The sequence below is a fragment of the Streptomyces sp. NPDC104313 genome, assembly GCF_055583985.1.
The window spans coordinates 269,702-287,514 of the sequence record NZ_JBVJMW010000002.1 but is presented as its reverse complement, the minus strand read 5'-3'; the positions used below and the strand labels follow the sequence as shown (position 1 = coordinate 287,514).

Below are 17,813 nucleotides of genomic sequence, written 5' to 3'. Positions count from 1 at the left end.
GAGCCCCCATGATCTTCATCGCCGTCAAGTTCACCGCCCTCGACCCCGAGGAATGGCTCACGCGGCTGGGCGACTTCACCGCCGCCACCCGCGGCGAGCCCGGCAACCTCTTCTTCGACTGGTCGCACAGTGTGGAGAACCCCGACGAGTTCGTCCTGCTGGAGGCCTTCGCCGACGCGGCGGCGGGCGAGGCGCACGTGAACTCCGACCACTTCAAGGCGGCGATCGCGACGATGACGGAGCTGGTGGCCGAGGTCCCCGAGATCATCAACGTCGAGGTGGAGGGCACCGGCTGGTCCCGGATGGCGGAGGTCACCCCGCGCAAGCGCTGACCGGCACGTCACGCTGGAACTCCTTGGGGGAATCCGGGTCGCCGCCTCGTCCCGGACCTAGATGACGGCGACGTCCGCGCCCTTCTGGGCAAGCCGCGGCGCGATCGCGGCGCCACGGCCGCCCGGGGCCTGGCGCCGCCCGGCCGCCTACCGTGAAGGCAGCAGCGTGGGATCCGTCGCCGCCGCCCGCAGCCGGACCTGGATGGCCCGCGCCGCCTTGTCGTAGCCGAGGTTGTTGTTCTGGAGCACCGACTCGGCGTTGGCCAGCTCCAACAGGGCGATCACCTCGAAGGCAAGCTGGCACACGTCGGTGTCCCCGGCCAGCTCCCCGGCGGACCTGGCATCCTCGATCGTCTGCTCCACGAAGGTGACCCAGCCCGTCTGCGCGGACGCCAGGGCGTCGTGCACCCTGCCGCCGCGGGCGTCGAACTCGGCGGTGGCGGCGTAGAAGAAGCAGCCGCCCCGGAACACCCGCTCGCGGGAGTAGGCGATCCACGCCTCGCACAGCCGCCAGACCCGCCCGATGCCCGGCGGCACCGACCGGGTGGGTCGCAGTACATGGTCGACGTATATGGCCACCGCCCCCCGTACGGTGGCCAGCTGGAGCCCCTCCTTCGAGCCGAAGAGAGCGAACACCCCGCTCTTGCTCAGCCCGAGCTCGGTGGCCAGCCGCCCCAGCGACAGGCCCTCCAGCCCTTCGACGGAGGCGATTTGCACCGCCCGCCCCAGGATCAACTGCCGGGTCTGGTTCCCTCGCTCGACCCGCCCGTCCGCTCTCAACGACGTCATGTGACCACTCCGTGCCTCAGAGTTATCGAGGCGTCAGTCTAGGGAGCGGTAGCGCGGCCGATGGACCCTCCGCCGTCCGGCCGAACGGCCCGACCGCCTCTGACCACGGGCGATGCCCCGGTACGACCCGACCGTTGAGACAGGTGTTCCTTTTCCAGGAGCCCGGCGGATAGCGTGATCGCTCCGCGTGCGAGCCGGTGAGGTCTCCACAACACGTTCCGCGGGGATCCAGGAGATCCAGAAGTCCGTCGCGGCACGGACCGGGAGCGGGCCGGGGCGTGAGCCGGCGGCGGGACGGCCTCATCTCCTGATCGCGTCCGGAGCGATCATGATCGCCACCCCCGCCACGATCAGCACGATGTTGACGAACAGTCCGCGGTCGCTGAGGAAGTCGATCCGCCGCACCACCGTCCACAGCCGGAACCAGCCCGTCCACTCGTACAGCAGCCCGCCCGCGCCCTGGGCGAAGACGAGGAACCCGATCGTTTCGACGATTTTCTTCATGGGCCGAGCCTCCCGCCCGCCCCGCACCCGCCGCGTCGGCCACCGGTCCCGTCCGCCGCGCCGAAAGTAGCCGATCCTGCGACTTTGGTCGCCCCCTCGCCGCGCAGGGCCCCTCCGGGCCACCCGGCTGCGTAACTTTGTCGCTATGACGCGCACCGAGTACCGCTGGCTGCTCCCCTCGGCGATGGCCGATCCCGAGCTGCCCGGCGACCGGGCCCGTACACGGCGAACCGTGCGGGACTGGGCCGTCGACATCACGGCCTTCCTCTGCGCCGCGGGCATCGGCCTGCTGGCCCTCGCCGCCATCGACGCCGACGAGACCACGGCCGACGTCTTCGTCCTCGTCGACTCGGTGCTCGGGGCCGCGGCCTGCTGCGCGCTCTGGCTCCGGAGACGGTGGCCGGTGGGGCTCGCCGCCGCGCTGACCATCGTCTGCGTCGTCGAACCCGTGGCCGCGGGCGCGCTGTTGGTGGCCCTCTTCAGCCTGGCGGTGCACCGCCCGTTCAGACCGGTGGCGATCGTCGGCGCGGGCGCGCTGATCGTGGCTCCCCTCCAGCCGCTCCTGCGCCCCGACCCCGCGACGAGCTTCGTCGCCTCCGTCGTCATCGGGATCCTGCTGGTCCTGCTGGTCCTCAGCTGGGGGATGGTCGTACGCTCCCGACGGCAGCTCGTCCTCACCCTCCGCGAACGGGCCCGCCGCGCCGAGGCCGAGGCGGCGCTGCGAGCCGAACAGGCCCAGCGCCTGGCCCGGGAGGCCATCGCCCGAGAGATGCACGACGTCCTGGCCCACCGGCTGACCTTGCTCAGCGTGCACGCCGGGGCCCTCGAATTCCGGCCGGACGCCCCCGCCGCCGAGGTCGGCCGGGCCGCAGGAGTCATCCGGGACAGTGCCCACGAGGCCCTCCAGGACCTCCGCGAGATCATCGGAGTCCTGCGCGGGCCCGGCGACACCGACGAGGGCGACCGGCCGCAGCCTACCCTCGCCACCCTGGACGCCCTCATCGCCGAGTCCCGGCTCGCGGGCATGGAGGTCGTCGTCGACAACCGGGTCGCCGAACCCCAGGACGCCCCCGCCGCCACCGGCCGTACGGTCTACCGGATCGCCCAGGAGTGTCTGACCAACGCCCGCAAGCACGCGCCCGGCACCGAGGTCTCCCTCACCGTGACGGGCGGCCCGGGCGAGGGGCTCACCATCGAGGTGGCGAACCCCGCCCCCACCGAACCCTTCGAGCGGGTCCCCGGCTCGGGCCAGGGGCTCATCGGCCTCACCGAACGCGCCACGCTCGCCGCAGGCGGGCTGGAACACGGCCCGACGAAGGACGGCGGCTTCATGGTCCGGGCCCGACTGCCGTGGCCCGCCGCGTGACGCCCCCGGGCGCGGCGCCCCGCCGGAGGGCCGGGACCGCGAGGCCTGCCCGGAGGACCGTGGCCGCGACGCCCGGCCGACGGACCGGGACCGCGACGCCTGCCCGGACGCCCGCCGTACGGGGACCGCTCACCGGCTGGCTACGGTGGCCGTCATGAACACCCCGGCGTCCCCGACACCCCCGGTCTCACCCACGCCCCCGCCCGTCCGGCTGCTGATCGTCGACGACGACCCGCTGGTCCGGGCCGGACTGACCCTGATGCTCGGCGGCGACCAGGGCATCGACATCGTGGGGGAGGGTGCGGACGGCGACCAGGTCGAGGAACTGGTCGAACGACTGCGCCCGGACGTCGTCCTGATGGACATCCGGATGCCGGTCATGGACGGACTCACCGCGACGGAGCGACTGCGCAGCCGGCCCGGGGCTCCCGAAGTCGTCGTCCTCACCACGTTCCACGCGGACGAACAGGTGCTCCGGGCCATCCGGGCCGGGGCGGCCGGATTCGTCCTGAAAGACACCCCGCCGGCCCGGATCGTCGATTCGGTCCGCCGGGTCGCCGCCGGTGACCCGGTGCTCTCACCCGCCGTCACCCGCCAGTTGATGGCCCGCGCCGCGGGCGGCGGAGACGAGGACCGGGCCGGCCGCACCGACCGCGCACGCAGGCGTTTCGATCAACTCGCCGAGCGGGAGAAGGCCGTCGCCGTCGCCGTCGGACGTGGCGGCTCCAACGCGGAGATCGCGGGCTCCCTCTACCTCAGCGTCGCGACCGTCAAGACCCACGTCTCACGGATCCTCGCCAAACTCGAACTGAACAACCGTGTCCAGATCGCGCTGTTGGTCCATGACGCGGGACTCCTCGACACGGATGGGGACGACGGGGGCGGCCTACGCTGACCGGAACGGACCGGAACGGAAGAGGGGCTGACCATCATGGCTGTGCTCGATCTGCGCGACCTGCCGGACTTCACCGCGAACCCCTATCCGTACTACACGAAGCTGCGCGCCGAGGGGCCGGTGCACACCGTGCGCACCGAGGACATGGAGCGGATCTGGCTGGTCGTCGGATACGAGGAGGCCCGCGCCGCACTCGCCGACCAGCGGCTCGGCAAGGACTGGCGGACCGGACGCCTGACCGCATCCGAGGCCGCGCTCAGCGCCAACATGCTGGAGCTGGACGCCCCGCACCACACCCGGCTGCGTCGTCTCGTCATCCGTGAGTTCACCGCCCGGCGCATCGAGGCGCTGCGCCCGCGCGTCACCGAGATCACCGGCGACCTGCTCGACGCCATGGCGTCCCGGGGCTCCGCGGACCTGGTGGACGCGCTGGCCTTCCCGCTGCCGATGACCGTGATCTGCGAACTCCTCGGCGTTCCGGACATCGACCGGGACGCATTCCGGACGCTCTCCAGCGGCATCGTCACTCCCACTCCGGAGCAGCGGGACGCCGACCCGGCCGGTGCGATGGGCGCCTACCTCGTCGAACTCATCGAGGACAGACGCCGTTCGCCCGGCGACGACCTGCTGAGCGGGCTGATCCGGACGGGGGAGGCGGACGGCGAGGGCCTCTCCTCCGACGAACTGGTGGGGATGGCCTTCCTGTTGCTGGTCGCCGGTCACGAGACCACCGTCAACCTGATCGCCAACGGAGTCCGCGCCCTGCTCGACCACCCCGACCAGCTCGCCCTGCTGCGCGCCGACCCCGGGCTGCTCGACAACGCGGTCGAGGAGATGCTGCGCTACGACGGACCGGTGGAGACCGCCACCTTCCGCTTCACCCGGGAGCCGGTGACGATCGGCGACACCGTGATTCCCGTCGACGAGCCGGTCCTCGTCGCCCTGGCCTCCGCCGACCGCGACCCCGCCCGCTTCCTTGACCCGGACGCCTTCGACATCCGCCGCGAGCCTCAGGGACACCTGGGCTTCGGCCACGGCGCGCACTACTGCCTGGGCGCGCCGCTCGCCCGGATGGAGGCCCGCATAGCGATCGGCGCCCTGCTGGAACGCTTTCCCGACCTCGCCCGCGACCCGTCCGGCGGCGAGCTGGACTGGCTGCCCGGTCTGCTGATGCGCGGAGCACGGGGGCTGCCGGTGCGCTGGTGAGGCCCGGCCCGCACCCCACCCCCCTCCTTCCGCACAGCGAATCTCCTTGAAGGGAACCGTGTTGACCACCGAACCCCTGGTCGATCTCGCCGCGCTCGGCGAGCAGTTCACCCGTGATCCCTACCCCGCCTACGCCGCCCTGCGCGCGAAGGGCCCGGTCCACCGGGTGCGGATCCCCGAGGGCGCGGACGCCTGGCTCGTCGTCGGATACGAGACGGGCCGCGCCCTCCTCGCCGACCAGCGGCTCTCCAAGCACTGGAGCCGTGCCTCGCCGTCGCTCGGCGTCAGCAAGGTGTCCGCCGGCTCCTCGATGCTCGGCTCCGACGCCCCCGACCACACCCGGATGCGCAAGCTGGTCGCCCGTGAGTTCACCCCGCGCCGTATGGAGCAGCTGGCGCCGCGTGTGCAGGAGATGACCGACGGGCTGCTGGACTCGATGCTCGCGGCCCCGGACCGTGCGGCGGACCTGGTCGAGGCGCTGTCCTTCCCGCTGCCCATGTCGGTGATCTGCGAGCTGCTCGGCGTCCCGTCCCTGGACCGCGAGGCCTTCCGCACCTGGTCCGGCCAGGCGGTCTCCTCCATCGACCCGTCCCTGCGCGCCTCCTCCACCCGGGCGATGACCGACTACATCGCCCGGCTGCTCGCCGACAAGCGCGATAAGCCGGGCGAGGACCTGCTGAGCGCGCTGATCCACACCTCCGACGAGGACGGCGACCGGCTGTCCGGCGACGAACTGATCGGCATGGCCTGGCTGCTGCTGGTCGCCGGACACGAGACCACCGTCAACCTCATCACCAACGGCGTGCACAACCTCCTCGCCCACCCCGAGCAACTGGCCGCCCTGCGAGCCGACTTCACCCTGATCGACCATGCGGTCGAGGAGATCCTGCGCTTCGAGGGGCCGGTGGAGACCCCCACCTACCGTTTCACGACCGATCCGATCGAGGTCGGCGGAACGGTGATCCCCGGCGGCGGTGAACTGGTCCTCGTCGCGATGTCGGACGCCAACCGGGACCCGGACCGTTACCCCGACGGGTCCCGCTTCGACATCACCCGCGACGCCCGGGGCCACATCGCCTTCGGGCATGGCATCCACTACTGCCTGGGCGCGCCGCTGGCCCGCATCGAGGCCAGGATCGCCATCCGGTCGTTGCTGGAGCGCTGCCCGGACCTGAAGCTCACCGCCGACCCGGCGACGCTCGCCTGGCGCACCGGAGTGCTGATGCGGGGGCCGCTGAGCCTCCCGGTCGCCTGGTAGCGGCCCGCCCGGCAGGTCCGGGGCCGTCGTTCAGCCACCGGGGATCCCGGCCATCGCCACCGGCCGGCGTTCGCGGCGGGAGACCTCGCACGCCTCGGCGATCCGCAGGGCGTGCAGGGCCTCCCGACCGTCGCACGGATTGGCCAGTTCGCCGCGGGCCACGCGCAAGAACGCGTCCAGTTCCGCCTCGTACGCCGGGGCGAACCGTTCCAGGAACCCCGGCCAGGGCTTCGCCGGGGCGCCGGGGCTCCCGGGCTCGGCCGAGGTCAGCGGCGTACGGTCATCCAGGCCGACGGCGATCTGGTCCCGTTCGCCGGCCAGCTCCATCCGTACGTCGTACCCGGCGCCGTTGCACCGGGTCGCGGTGGCGGTGGCGAGCGTCCCGTCGTCGAGGGTGAGCAGAGCGGCGGCCGTGTCCACATCCCCGGCCTCCCGGAACATCGCGGGTCCGGCGTCCGAGCCGGTGGCGTACACCTCGCTCACCTCGCGGCCCGTCACCCAGCGCAGGATGTCGAAGTCGTGGACCAGGCAGTCGCGGTACAGCCCGCCGGAGAGCGGGAGGTAGGCGGCGGGCGGCGGGGCCGGGTCGGAGGTGACCGCGCGCACGGTGTGCAGCCTGCCGAGCCTGCCCTCCCGCACGGCGGCCCTGGCCTCGCCGTATCCGGCGTCGAAGCGCCGCATGAAGCCGAGCTGGAGCACGCTGTCAGCCGCCTCGACCTCCGCGAGCGCGGCGAGCGTGCCCGGCAGGTCCAGGGCGATCGGCTTCTCGCAGAAGACGGGCAGCCCGGCGCGGGCGGCCCGCGAGATGAGCCCGGCATGGGCCGAGGTGGCCGAACAGATCACCACGGCGTCGGGCAGACCCCCGGCCTCGCCCTCCCCGGTGAACAAGCCGTCCACCGGGACGGCCGTCGCCCCGGTCCGTGCCGCGGCTGCCGCCGCCCGCTCCGGGTCCGCGTCCGCCAGCAGCAGTGCGTCCACGGCAGGGTGACGGCTCAGCACCTCCGCATGAAAGGTGCCGATCCGTCCTGTTCCGATCAATCCGATGCGCATGGGCCCCAAGGTGGCGTTCGCCCGGTCATCATGTCAAGCGTTTGTCCTGACAAATGGCGGCCGAGTCGATCGATGGTTCCCCGCCCCAGTACGCCATGGCTTTTGTTACGCCATGGCTTTGTCCGGACAAGCGAACTACGCTCGCCCCGTGACCGCACATGGAACCGATCGGCCGCTGCCGCTGCCGCTGAGCGTGGACCGCACCAGCCCGGTGCCGCTCTACTTCCAGCTGGCGCAGCAGCTGGAGGCCGCCGTGGAGCAGGGCCGGCTGGCCCCCGGCGCCCTGCTCGGGAACGAGATAGACCTCGCCGCCCGCCTCGGCCTGTCCCGGCCGACCGTCCGCCAGGCCATCCAGTCCCTCGTCGACAAGGGCCTGATGGTCCGCCGCCGGGGAGTCGGCACCCAGGTCGTCCACAGCAAGGTCCGCCGCCCGCTGGAGCTCAGCTCGCTCTACGACGACCTGGAGGCGGCCGGTCAGCGGCCCGCCACCAGCGTCCTGCGCAACACCACGGAACCGGCCACCGCCGAGGTCGCCGCCGCGCTCGGCGTCGCCGAGGGCAGCGAGGTCCATCTCGTGGAGCGGCTGCGCAGCGCCCACGGCGAACCGATTGCTCTCCTGCGCAACCACCTGCCCCCGGGCCTGCTGCCCCTGCTCACCGAGGAACTGGAGGCCACCGGCCTCTACCGGCTGATGCGGGCCTGTGGCGTCACCCTGCACAGCGCCCGCCAGACCGTCGGCGCGCGCGCCGCGGACGACCGGCAGGCGCGGGTGCTGTCGGAGCCCGTGGGCGCGCCGCTGCTCACGATGGAGCGCACCACGTACGACGACACCGGCCGGGTGGTCGAGTTCGGCTCGCACGTCTACCGGGCGGAGCGGTACGCCTTCGAGTTCCAGCTGTTGGTGCGCGCCTGAGTCGCGCGAACACCGGCCCGGACCGATGGGCGGGCGTCGCCGGAACCGCCGCGTAGGTATGTTCGCCCGCCGTAACCGTCACGTAAGCGTGTTCGGGCCGATGGTTGACGTGGGCATGCAGTTCGACTACACATCGCTGCACCGAAGGACGCGCCCCCACCGGCCCTGCCGGGCGGGAGCGGGCGGGGCTCGGGGATACTTGGGCAGCCGGGCCGGGACCGTACACTCCCCGGCCCCGTCAAGCAGCACAGTGAGCAGCGGTAGAAGGGCACGGCGTCGTGGCAAGGGTTCGGACAGGGGTACGCGCGATGGGCGCCGTGCTGGCAGTGGTGCTGGGCGCCTCCCTCGCGGGATGCAGCAGCACCGGCGGCAAGCGCGCCGAGGAGCGCGCGGCCGCCGCGGCCGAGGGGCGGGCCGCGGTGAACACGCCGCGCTGGACCTTTGCCATGGTCACCCACTCGGGCGACGGCGACACCTTCTGGGACATCGTCCAGAAGGGCGCCGAGCAGGCGGCCGTCAAGGACAACATCAACTTCCTCTACTCGCACAACGACGAGGCCAACCAGCAGGCCCAGCTCGTCCAGACCGCGATCGACAAGAAGGTCGACGGGCTGATCGTCTCGCTGGCCAAGCCGGACGCCATGAAGGCCGTCGTCGCCAAGGCCGTCAAGGCGGGCATTCCGGTCATCACGGTGAACTCGGGATCCGCCGAGTCCAAGGAGTTCGGCGCCCTGACCCACATCGGCCAGGACGAGTCGATCGCCGGCGAGGCCGTCGGAGACGAGCTGAACGGCCGGGACCGCAAGAAGGCCCTGTGCGTCCTGCACGAGCAGGGCAACGTGGGTCACGAGCAGCGCTGTGCCGGGGCGAAGAAAACCTTCGACGGCACGATGCAGAACCTGTACGTCGACGGCACCAACATGCCCGACGTCACGGCCTCCATCGAGGCCAAGCTCCAGTCCGACAAGAGCATCGACGCGGTCATCACCCTCGGTGCCCCCTTCGCCGACGCGGCCGTCCAGGCCAAGCAGACGGCGGGCAGCAAGGCCGAGATCGACACCTTCGACCTCAACGCGAAGGTCGCCGCCGGCCTCCAGACCGACAAGCTCGGCTTCGCCGTCGACCAGCAGCCCTACCTCCAGGGATACGAGGCCGTCGACCTGCTCTGGCTCTACCGCTACAACCGCAACGTCCTCGGCGGCGGCCTGCCCGTCCTGACCGGCCCGCAGATCATCACCAAGGACGACGCCGACGCCCTGGTCGACTTCACCAAGCGGGGCACGCGATGAGCGGCTCCACAACCGCGCCGGAGAAGCCGGAGCAGCTGGACGAGCGGCTGGTGCGCACCTCACCGCTGCGCAAGCTGCTCGGCCGCCCCGAACTCGGTTCGGTCGTCGGCGCCGCGGCCGTCTTCCTGTTCTTCGCGATCGCCGCCGACAGCTTCCTCCAGGCCTCCAGCCTCGGCACCGTGCTGTACGCGGCCTCGGTCCTCGGCATCATGGCCGCCCCCGTCGCGCTGCTGATGATCGGCGGCGAGTTCGACCTCTCCGCCGGCGTCATGGTGACCAGCTCCGCGCTGATCTCCTCGATGTTCAGCTACCAGATGACAGCCAACGTCTGGGTCGGCGTCCTGGTGTCCCTGCTGGTCACGCTCGCCATCGGCGCGTTCAACGGCTTCATGCTGACCCGCACCAAACTGCCGAGCTTCATCATCACGCTCGGCACGTTCCTGATGCTGACCGGCCTGAACCTCGGCTTCACCAAGCTCATCAGCGGCACCGTCTCCACCAAGGCCATCGGCGACATGGAGGGCTTCGACTCGGCCCGCGCGCTGTTCGCCTCGACGCTGACCCTCGGCGGTGTCGAGTTCAAGGTGACGATCCTGTGGTGGGCCGCGCTCGTCGGCGTCGCCACCTGGATCCTCCTCCGCACCCGCTTCGGCAACTGGATCTTCGCCGTCGGCGGCGAGGCCGACGCGGCCCGCGCCGTCGGCGTCCCGGTCATCCGCACCAAGATCGGACTCTACCTGGGCGTCGCCTTCGCCGCCTGGGTCTCCGGCCAGCACCTGCTGTTCAGCTACGACGTCGTCCAGTCCGGCGAGGGCGTCGGCAACGAGCTGACGTACATCATCGCCGCCGTCATCGGCGGCTGCCTGATCACCGGCGGCTACGGCTCCGCGATCGGCTCGGCCGTCGGCGCCCTCATCTTCGGCATGACCAGCAAGGGCATCGTGTACGCCGAGTGGAACCCCGACTGGTTCAAATTCTTCCTGGGAGCGATGCTGCTCCTGGCCACCCTGCTCAACGCGTGGGTGCGCAAGCGCGCGGAGGCGACGGCATGACGGCCACTTCCGAGGAGAGTGCGGCCCCCCTGGTCGAGCTGGACGACGTGTCCAAGTTCTACGGGAACATCAAGGCCCTGGAGCATGTCTCGCTGGAGGTTCACGCGGGTGGGATCACCTGCGTCCTCGGGGACAACGGCGCCGGCAAGTCCACCCTCATCAAGATCATCGCGGGGCTGCACCGGCATGACGCCGGACGCTTCCTGATCGAGGGGGAGGAGACCACCCTCGCCAACCCGCGCGACGCCCTGGACCGGGGCATCGCCACCGTCTACCAGGACCTCGCCGTCGTCCCGCTGATGCCGGTCTGGCGGAACTTCTTCCTCGGCTCCGAGCCCACCGTCGGCTTCGGCCCCTTCAAGCGCCTCGACGTCCGGAGGATGCGGGAGACGACCCGTACCGAACTGCTGCGCATGGGCATCGACCTGCGCGACGTCGACCAGCCCATCGGCACCCTGTCGGGCGGGGAGCGCCAGTGCGTGGCCATCGCCCGCGCCGTCTACTTCGGCGCGAAGGTCCTGGTCCTGGACGAGCCGACCGCCGCCCTCGGCGTCAAGCAGTCCGGTGTGGTCCTCAAGTACGTGGCGGCCGCCCGCGACGCGGGCCTCGGCGTGGTCCTCATCACGCACAACCCGCACCACGCCCACCTCGTCGGGGACCGCTTCGTCCTCCTCAAGCGCGGCGTGATGTCCGGCAGCCACACCAAGGACGACGTCACGCTGGACGAGCTGACCCGGCAGATGGCGGGCGGCAGCGAGCTGGAGGAGCTCAGCCACGCACTGGAACGCACCCCGGCCCCCACCCTCCCGGGCGCCCACGGCACGAAGGGCGGGACTCCCTGAGCGGCGACCGCCCCGGCGCGGCCGACCCCGCCCACCGGCCCCCCGGGGCCGGGCAGTGGCAGAATCGAGCCCGGCGGGCGCCGTCCGCCGCCGGCCGCAACAGCGGCCCGGCCCCCCAGACCCCGCAGGGACGATGAGCACGTACCGCGACTTCGCACACCGCGGCTCCGCCCGCGCCACCGTCCTCAAGACCGTCGGCACCAAGGAACGCCGCTCCCACCTCACCGCCCCCCGCGTCCCCACGGTCGGGATCGACATCGGCGGCACGAAGGTGATGGCGGGCGTCGTCGACGCCGACGGCAACATCCTGGAACAGCTGCGCACCGAGACGCCCGACAAGTCCAAGAGCCCCAGGGTCGTCGAGGACACCATCGTCGAGCTGGTCCTGGACCTCTCCGACCGGCACGACGTCCACGCGGTGGGCATCGGCGCGGCGGGCTGGGTGGACGCCGACCGCTCCAGGGTCCTGTTCGCCCCGCACCTCGCCTGGCGCGACGAACCCCTGCGCGACGCCATCGCCTCCCGCCTCGTCGTCCCCGTCATGGTCGACAACGACGCCAACACCGCCGCCTGGGCGGAATGGCGCTTCGGGGCGGGCCGTGGCGAGGACCACCTCGTCATGATCACCCTCGGTACGGGCATCGGCGGCGCGATCCTTCAGGACGGCCAGGTCAAGCGCGGCAAGTACGGGGTGGCCGGTGAGTTCGGCCACATGCAGGTCGTGCCCTCGGGCCACCGCTGCCCCTGCGGCAACCGGGGCTGCTGGGAGCAGTACAGCTCCGGCAACGCCCTGGTCCGCGAGGCCAGGGAACTGGCCGCCGCCGACTCCCCGGTGGCGCACTACCTGCTCGACCGGGTGAAGGGCCAGATCCCCGACATCACCGGCCCGCTCATCACCGAACTGGCCCGCGAGGGCGATGCGATGTGCATCGAGCTGCTCCAGGACATCGGTCAGTGGCTCGGCATCGGCATCGCCAACCTGGCCGCGGCGCTCGACCCCTCCTGCTTCGTCATCGGAGGCGGCGTCAGCGCCGCCGACGATCTTCTGATCAACCCCGCCAGGGACGCCTTCAAACGTCATCTCACCGGCCGCGGCTACCGCCCCGAGGCCCGGATCGCGAAGGCGCAGCTCGGCCCCGAGGCGGGTATGGTCGGCGCCGCGGACCTGGCCCGGCTGGTCGCCCGCCGATTCCGCCGGGCCAACCGGCGGCGCGTCGAGCGGTACGAGCGGTACGCCCAGATCTACGACCAGGCGGCGAGCACCATCCGCAACACGCGGTCCACCCGTACCGCTGACTGAACCGCAGCCGCCCTATCCGGCGTCCACCCTTCAGTAAGCCGTCACCGCAGCACCCAGAGGACCACCTGATCATGATCGCAGCCGAGCACCCCGTGGTGCCGCACCAGCCGGAGTCTCCGGGCGACGGCGGGGGCAAGCCGCCCGAGGACCGGCGGCATGTGTTCAAGCGGCGTTTCATCACCGCGACGATCATCGTGCTGCTGATCGGCATCCCGGCCGGCTACCTGCTGATCTCGGCCGGTCAGAGCCGCCGCTCGGGCCAGGACAAGGAGGCCGAGGCGGCCGCCGTGGGCCTCCGCGAGGGCTGGCCCTCCAAGATGCAGCGCCGGATCTTCGAGATCCCGATCCCCGGCAACGGGCAGGGCGTTCAGTACTACGAGACGAACAACTGGAAAGCCAGCCGGATGTACGCGAAGTTCCGGACGACCTCCGCCGGTCTCGACCGCTTCCTGACCGGGGTGGGCACCGGACGTGCGGCGCTGGAGCCCGGCACGATCAACATCAGCCCCCGGGACGTCAAGATCACCGGCTGGTCCTTCGCCCCGGGTGAGCGCTGGGCCGGCACCACCCACACGAACAAGAAGCCGCGCCCGACCCAGAACATCACGGTCAACATGACCGACCCGGCCAGCCCGGTCGTGTACGTCGTCTCGGCGGCGACCCCCTGACCGTGAACCTCTGAGTACGTCGACCCGGCACCGGGTACGCCGCACCGCCGCCGAGCACATCGACCGGCGGCGTCGCGCGTAGGCCCCGGCGGTGAGCCACCGTCGGGGCCTACGCGCGCACGCGTGCCGCCGGCCTCCCCCGTGGGCGCTCCACCGGGTGCCGCCGGCCTGTTCGCGAGTGCTCCGCCGTGCCGCGTTGTCCCGCTGTCCCGTTCGCGGGCGCTTTACCGTGTCCCGCGCGTCACCGCCGTCGGCGGCCTGCCCCGATAGGCCGGAATTCGTCGCGCTTCCGCGGATCTGGGCCCTGTGGGCCCGGAAAGCCGCTGGCCCCCCTGCCCCCATCACGGCTGAAATCCGTCGGCGCGGGGGCAAACATCGCGCTGGCATGATCATCTTATCGAGCTAATGTCACCGGATTTCCTTGGTCCTGAAGGCGAAGGGGCCCTTAGTGTTCCCCTGGATCTGCGGGGGTTCCCCTTCAGATCACTCCTTTCCCTCCCTTTTTTCATTCTTTCGAACGATCGCGTCCGCTCATGCGCGTCCCGACCAAGGAGAGCCTGCCCGATGACTGTTGACTCGAGTTCGGAAGCGCGGCTGGAAGTGCCCCGGCAGTCCAGCCTGGGGACGGCCGCAGCCCGCAACCTCGCCAGCACGACGAAGTCCGCTCCGCAGATGCAGGAGATCACCTCCCGCTGGCTGCTGCGGATGCTTCCCTGGGTCGAGACCAAGGGCGGCGCCTACCGGGTCAACCGGCGGCTGTCCTTCACGGTGGGCGACGGACGGGTGGAGTTCGTCCAGGACGGGGCCGCGGTCCGGGTCATCCCCCAGGAGTTGTGTGAACTGGCCCTGCTGCGGGACTTCGACGACGTCGAGGTGCTGGCCGCCATCGCCGACCGGTGCGTCCAGCGTGACTTCCGGGCGGGGGAGACGCTGGTCGAGCGGGGCGCGGCCGCGGACCAGCTCCACCTGATCGCACACGGCCGGATCGGCCAGACCTCCGCCGGCAACTACGGCGACGAGGTCACCCTGGACGTCCTGGCGGACGGGGACCGCTTCGGGGAGCACGCCCTGCTGGACGATGACGCCCGGTGGGCGCAGACCGCCACCGCCGAGACCTCGGGCACGCTGCTCACCCTGTCCCGCGCCGACTTCGCGGCCATCGTGTCGAACTCGTCGGAACTCCGATCCCACCTCGCCGAGTTCACCGCGCGCTCCCAGCAGCGGCAGAACCACCGCGGTGAGGCGGAGATCGCGATGTCGGCCGGCCACGTCGGCGAGCACGAGCTGCCCGGAGCGTTCGCCGACTACGAACTGAAGCCGCGCGAGTACGAACTCTCCGTCGCCCAGACCATTCTGCGCATCCACACCAGGGTCGCCGACCTCTACAACGGCCCGATGAACCAGACCGAGGAGCAGCTCAGGCTCACCATCGAGGCGCTGCGGGAGCGCCAGGAGCACGAGCTGATCAACAACCGGGAGTTCGGCCTGCTCCACAACGCCGACTTCAAGCAGCGCATCCAGACGCACTCCGGCCCGCCGACCCCGGACGATCTGGACGAGCTGCTCTGCCGCCGCCGGGGCACCAAGTTCCTCCTCGCGCACCCCCGGACGATCGCGGCTATGGGCCGAGAGTTCAACGCGCGCGGCCTCTACCCGGACCACACCGACCTCGGTGGCCAGCAGGTTCCCTCCTGGCGCGGTGTGCCGATCCTGCCCTGCGGCAAGATCCCCATCACTCCGGAGAAGACCAGCTCGATCCTCGCCATGCGTACCGGCGAGGAGAACCAGGGCGTCATCGGTCTGCGGCAGACCGGCCTGCCGGACGAGTACGAACCGGGCCTCTCGGTCCGCTTCATGGGCATCGACGAGAAGGCGATCATCTCCTACCTCGTCAGCACCTACTACTCCGCCGCCATCCTCGTGCCCGACGCGGTCGGCGTGCTGGAGAACGTACAGATCGCCCACCGGCCCAGGTAGCGGTCGCGGCCCAGCCCCGCGAAGCGGACCGCGTGACCGGACGCCGTCGAACACCCGCCCACCTCATCAAGGAGCCACGCATGTCCGTGCCCGAGCTGCCACCTCCGCGGTCAAGCCTGCCGGAGGCCGTCACCCGCTTCGGGGCGACCGTACTCGGCGCGGTCGCGGCTCGCGCCCATGAGACCGACGCCGCCGTCGGCGGACCCTACGGGGGGCGCCCCCTGCCGGCCCCGCCCGCCGGGCTCTCCTTCGGCCCGCCGCCGGCCGTCGTAGCGCCGACAGCCGTATCACCGACCGAAGCGCCGGGGCCGGGCGCGGGGCTGGAGCGGTTGCTGCGCGGGCCCCACGGCCTGGGCACGGCCGGCCTGCGGCTGACGCCCCGGGTGGAGCTTCCCGTACCGGCGGCCACCCAGGAGGGCCGGCCGATCCCGGGGCTGTACCACCACCCGGTCCCCGAGCCCGATAAGGGGCGCGTCGACGAGGTCAGCCGGAGGATCAAGACCTGGGCACTGGACGAGGTCTCCCTGTACCCCGAGGAATGGGAGGAACAGTTCGACGGCTTCTCCGTGGGCCGCTACATGGTCGGATGCCATCCGGACGCCCCCACCGTCGACCACCTGATGCTCGCCACCCGTCTGATGGTCGCCGAGAACGCGGTGGACGACTGCTACTGCGAGGACCACGGCGGGTCCCCCATCGGCCTCGGCGGGCGTCTTCTGCTCGCGCACACCGCACTCGACCCCCTGTACACCGTGCGGGAGTACCAGCCGGAGTGGGCGGCATCGCTCCACGCGGACGCTCCCCGGCGCGCCTACCGCTCCGCCATGGACTACTTCGTCCGCGCGGCCGGCCCCTCCCAGGCGGACCGGCTCCGCCACGACATGGCACGACTGCACCTGGGCTATCTCGCCGAAGCGTCCTGGGCCCAGCAGAACCAGGTCCCGGAGGTCTGGGAGTACCTGGCGATGCGCCAGTTCAACAACTTCCGGCCCTGCCCCACCATCACCGACACCGTCGGCGGCTACGAACTCCCGGCGGACCTGCACGCCCGGCCCGACATGCAGAAGGTCATCGCCCTGGCCTCCAACGCCACGACGATCGTGAACGACCTCTACTCGTACACCAAGGAGCTCAAGGCTCCGGGTCGGCATCTGAACCTGCCCGTGGTGATCGCCGAGCGCGAGGGGCTGTCCGACCAGGACGCCTACCTCACATCGGTCGAGATCCACAACGAGCTGATGCACGACTTCGAGACCGAGGCCGCGGCGCTGGCCGTCGCCTGTCCCGTCCCGAACGTGCAGCGTTTTCTGCGGGGCGTAGCCGCCTGGGTCGACGGCAATCACCACTGGCACCAATCGAACACCTACCGCTACAGCCTGCCCGACTTCTGGTAGGTCCCGGCTTCCGGCAAGAGATGGGAATCACCTGTGACCAACGCTGAACTCACCACCGCCCCCACCCTGCGTATCCCCGGCCCCGCGACGCCCTACCAGGGAGACATCGCCCGCTACTGGGACGGAGAGGCCCGGCCCGTGAACCTGCGCCTCGGCGATGTCGACGGCCTCTACCACCACCACTACGGCATCGGTGAGGTCGACACCGCCTCGCTCGGCAACCCCGAGGACAGCGAGAGCGAGAAGAAGCTGATCACCGAGCTGCACCGGCTGGAGTCGGCGCAGGCCGAGTTCCTTCTGGGGCACCTCGGTGACATCGGGCGCGCCGACATACTGGTGGACGCGGGCTGCGGCCGGGGCGGCTCGATGGTGATGGCGCACCAGCGCTTCGGCTGTTCGGTCGAAGGCGTGACCCTGTCGGCCAAGCAGGCCGACTTCGCCAATGGGCGCGCCGCGGAACTGGGGATCAGTGACCACGTCCGCGCCCGCGTCTGCAACATGCTCTCCACGCCCTTCGCGACCGGTTCCGCCGCGGCGTCGTGGAACAACGAGTCGAGCATGTACGTGGATCTGGACGACCTCTTCGCCGAGCACTCCCGCGTCCTGAAGGTCGGCGGTCGCTATGTGACCATCACCGGCTGCTGGAACCCGCGCTACGGCCAGCCCTCGAAGTGGGTCTCGCAGATCAACGCGCACTTCGAGTGCAACATCCACTCGCGCCGGGAGTACCTGCGCGCCATGGCCGCCAACCGCCTCGTGCCGCAGGCCGTCATCGACCTCACCCCCGACACCCTGCCCTACTGGGAGCTGCGGGCCACGTCCTCGCTGGTCACGGGGATCGAGGACGCGTTCATCAACTCCTACCGGGACGGGTCCTTCCAGTACCTCCTCATCGCGGCCGACCGCGTCTGACGCCGCCCGGCCCACGGCCGGCCGGCACCGGGAACCCCGGTGCCGGCCGGCCCGGCATGAGGCGAC

Annotated in this window: 17 protein-coding genes; 14 read left to right on the top strand and 3 right to left on the bottom strand. The window is 71.2% G+C overall.

Translation table 11 applies throughout. The features are described 5' to 3' along the window. Positions 1-8: 8 nt before the first annotated feature. Complete coding sequence (locus ACZ60Q_RS05200) at positions 9-332, top strand: putative quinol monooxygenase (RefSeq protein WP_469628638.1); 324 nt, start codon at positions 9-11, stop codon at positions 330-332. A 147-nt stretch (positions 333-479) separates the two neighbouring features. Here the strand turns inward: ACZ60Q_RS05200 and ACZ60Q_RS05195 are convergent, their stop codons facing one another. After that, positions 480-1,121 carry a TetR/AcrR family transcriptional regulator gene (locus ACZ60Q_RS05195; protein ID WP_469628635.1) on the bottom strand — a complete coding sequence of 214 codons (642 nt, stop codon included), beginning with the start codon at positions 1,119-1,121 and terminating at the stop codon, positions 480-482. Positions 1,122-1,421: 300 nt separating this feature from the next. Continuing rightward, positions 1,422-1,625: a hypothetical protein gene (locus tag ACZ60Q_RS05190; protein WP_469628632.1), complete on the bottom strand. Its 204-nt coding sequence runs from the start codon at positions 1,623-1,625 to the stop codon at positions 1,422-1,424. A gap of 145 nt (positions 1,626-1,770) precedes the next feature. Here ACZ60Q_RS05190 and ACZ60Q_RS05185 point away from each other — a divergent pair, with 145 nt between their 5' ends. From ACZ60Q_RS05185 to ACZ60Q_RS05170, 4 genes are all read left to right on the top strand, one after another. Continuing rightward, entirely contained in the window at positions 1,771-2,991 is a 1,221-nt protein-coding gene (locus ACZ60Q_RS05185; protein ID WP_469628630.1) for a sensor histidine kinase, read from the top strand. A gap of 154 nt (positions 2,992-3,145) precedes the next feature. Then, positions 3,146-3,886 carry a response regulator transcription factor gene (locus ACZ60Q_RS05180; RefSeq protein WP_469628627.1) on the top strand — a complete coding sequence of 247 codons (741 nt, stop codon included), beginning with the start codon at positions 3,146-3,148 and terminating at the stop codon, positions 3,884-3,886. A gap of 36 nt (positions 3,887-3,922) precedes the next feature. Then, positions 3,923-5,092 (top strand): cytochrome P450 family protein, encoded by a 1,170-nt coding sequence (locus ACZ60Q_RS05175; protein ID WP_469628624.1) that lies wholly within the window; start codon positions 3,923-3,925, stop codon positions 5,090-5,092. 61 nt (positions 5,093-5,153) lie between these two features. Further along, positions 5,154-6,350 (top strand): cytochrome P450 family protein, encoded by a 1,197-nt coding sequence (locus tag ACZ60Q_RS05170; protein ID WP_469628621.1) that lies wholly within the window; start codon positions 5,154-5,156, stop codon positions 6,348-6,350. 30 nt (positions 6,351-6,380) lie between these two features. Here the strand turns inward: ACZ60Q_RS05170 and ACZ60Q_RS05165 are convergent, their stop codons facing one another. After that, positions 6,381-7,400, bottom strand: a complete 1,020-nt coding sequence (locus tag ACZ60Q_RS05165) for a Gfo/Idh/MocA family protein (RefSeq protein WP_469628619.1) — start codon at positions 7,398-7,400, stop codon at positions 6,381-6,383. 148 nt (positions 7,401-7,548) lie between these two features. Between ACZ60Q_RS05165 and ACZ60Q_RS05160 the strand changes: the two genes are divergently transcribed. From ACZ60Q_RS05160 to ACZ60Q_RS05120, 9 genes are all read left to right on the top strand, one after another. After that, positions 7,549-8,313, top strand: coding sequence for a GntR family transcriptional regulator (locus ACZ60Q_RS05160; protein WP_469628617.1), 765 nt, complete (start codon positions 7,549-7,551; stop codon positions 8,311-8,313). 278 nt (positions 8,314-8,591) lie between these two features. Then, entirely contained in the window at positions 8,592-9,602 is a 1,011-nt protein-coding gene (locus ACZ60Q_RS05155) for a sugar ABC transporter substrate-binding protein (protein ID WP_469628614.1), read from the top strand. Beyond that, positions 9,599-10,654, top strand: a complete 1,056-nt coding sequence (locus tag ACZ60Q_RS05150) for an ABC transporter permease (protein WP_469628611.1) — start codon at positions 9,599-9,601, stop codon at positions 10,652-10,654. Before ACZ60Q_RS05155 ends, ACZ60Q_RS05150 begins: the two co-directional genes overlap by 4 nt. Beyond that, positions 10,651-11,496 (top strand): ATP-binding cassette domain-containing protein, encoded by an 846-nt coding sequence (locus ACZ60Q_RS05145; protein WP_469628609.1) that lies wholly within the window; start codon positions 10,651-10,653, stop codon positions 11,494-11,496. The genes ACZ60Q_RS05150 and ACZ60Q_RS05145 overlap by 4 nt, the downstream gene beginning before the upstream one ends. A gap of 133 nt (positions 11,497-11,629) precedes the next feature. Then, positions 11,630-12,796, top strand: a complete 1,167-nt coding sequence (locus tag ACZ60Q_RS05140) for an ROK family glucokinase (protein ID WP_469628606.1) — start codon at positions 11,630-11,632, stop codon at positions 12,794-12,796. 71 nt (positions 12,797-12,867) lie between these two features. Next, the gene (locus ACZ60Q_RS05135) at positions 12,868-13,464 is read left to right on the top strand and encodes a hypothetical protein (RefSeq protein ID WP_469628603.1); all 597 of its coding nucleotides are present in this window, start codon (positions 12,868-12,870) and stop codon (positions 13,462-13,464) included. A 564-nt stretch (positions 13,465-14,028) separates the two neighbouring features. Continuing rightward, on the top strand, positions 14,029-15,441 hold the full coding sequence (locus ACZ60Q_RS05130; protein WP_469628600.1) for a family 2B encapsulin nanocompartment shell protein: 1,413 nt from the start codon (positions 14,029-14,031) through the stop codon (positions 15,439-15,441). A gap of 80 nt (positions 15,442-15,521) precedes the next feature. Then, positions 15,522-16,835, top strand: coding sequence for a family 2 encapsulin nanocompartment cargo protein terpene cyclase (locus tag ACZ60Q_RS05125; RefSeq protein WP_469628598.1), 1,314 nt, complete (start codon positions 15,522-15,524; stop codon positions 16,833-16,835). A gap of 33 nt (positions 16,836-16,868) precedes the next feature. Further along, entirely contained in the window at positions 16,869-17,747 is an 879-nt protein-coding gene (locus ACZ60Q_RS05120) for a geranyl diphosphate 2-C-methyltransferase (protein ID WP_469628596.1), read from the top strand. Positions 17,748-17,813 lie beyond the last annotated feature (66 nt).

Coding starts and splice junctions, on each gene's coding strand:
- ACZ60Q_RS05185 (WP_469628630.1), top strand. CDS start 1,771: ATGACGCGCACCGAGTACCGCTGGCTGCTCCCCTCGGCGATGGCCGAT.
- ACZ60Q_RS05165 (WP_469628619.1), bottom strand. CDS start 7,400: ATGCGCATCGGATTGATCGGAACAGGACGGATCGGCACCTTTCATGCG.
- ACZ60Q_RS05130 (WP_469628600.1), top strand. CDS start 14,029: ATGACTGTTGACTCGAGTTCGGAAGCGCGGCTGGAAGTGCCCCGGCAG.
- ACZ60Q_RS05135 (WP_469628603.1), top strand. CDS start 12,868: ATGATCGCAGCCGAGCACCCCGTGGTGCCGCACCAGCCGGAGTCTCCG.
- ACZ60Q_RS05180 (WP_469628627.1), top strand. CDS start 3,146: ATGAACACCCCGGCGTCCCCGACACCCCCGGTCTCACCCACGCCCCCG.
- ACZ60Q_RS05175 (WP_469628624.1), top strand. CDS start 3,923: ATGGCTGTGCTCGATCTGCGCGACCTGCCGGACTTCACCGCGAACCCC.
- ACZ60Q_RS05195 (WP_469628635.1), bottom strand. CDS start 1,121: ATGACGTCGTTGAGAGCGGACGGGCGGGTCGAGCGAGGGAACCAGACC.
- ACZ60Q_RS05140 (WP_469628606.1), top strand. CDS start 11,630: ATGAGCACGTACCGCGACTTCGCACACCGCGGCTCCGCCCGCGCCACC.
- ACZ60Q_RS05190 (WP_469628632.1), bottom strand. CDS start 1,625: ATGAAGAAAATCGTCGAAACGATCGGGTTCCTCGTCTTCGCCCAGGGC.
- ACZ60Q_RS05150 (WP_469628611.1), top strand. CDS start 9,599: ATGAGCGGCTCCACAACCGCGCCGGAGAAGCCGGAGCAGCTGGACGAG.
- ACZ60Q_RS05200 (WP_469628638.1), top strand. CDS start 9: ATGATCTTCATCGCCGTCAAGTTCACCGCCCTCGACCCCGAGGAATGG.
- ACZ60Q_RS05145 (WP_469628609.1), top strand. CDS start 10,651: ATGACGGCCACTTCCGAGGAGAGTGCGGCCCCCCTGGTCGAGCTGGAC.
- ACZ60Q_RS05125 (WP_469628598.1), top strand. CDS start 15,522: ATGTCCGTGCCCGAGCTGCCACCTCCGCGGTCAAGCCTGCCGGAGGCC.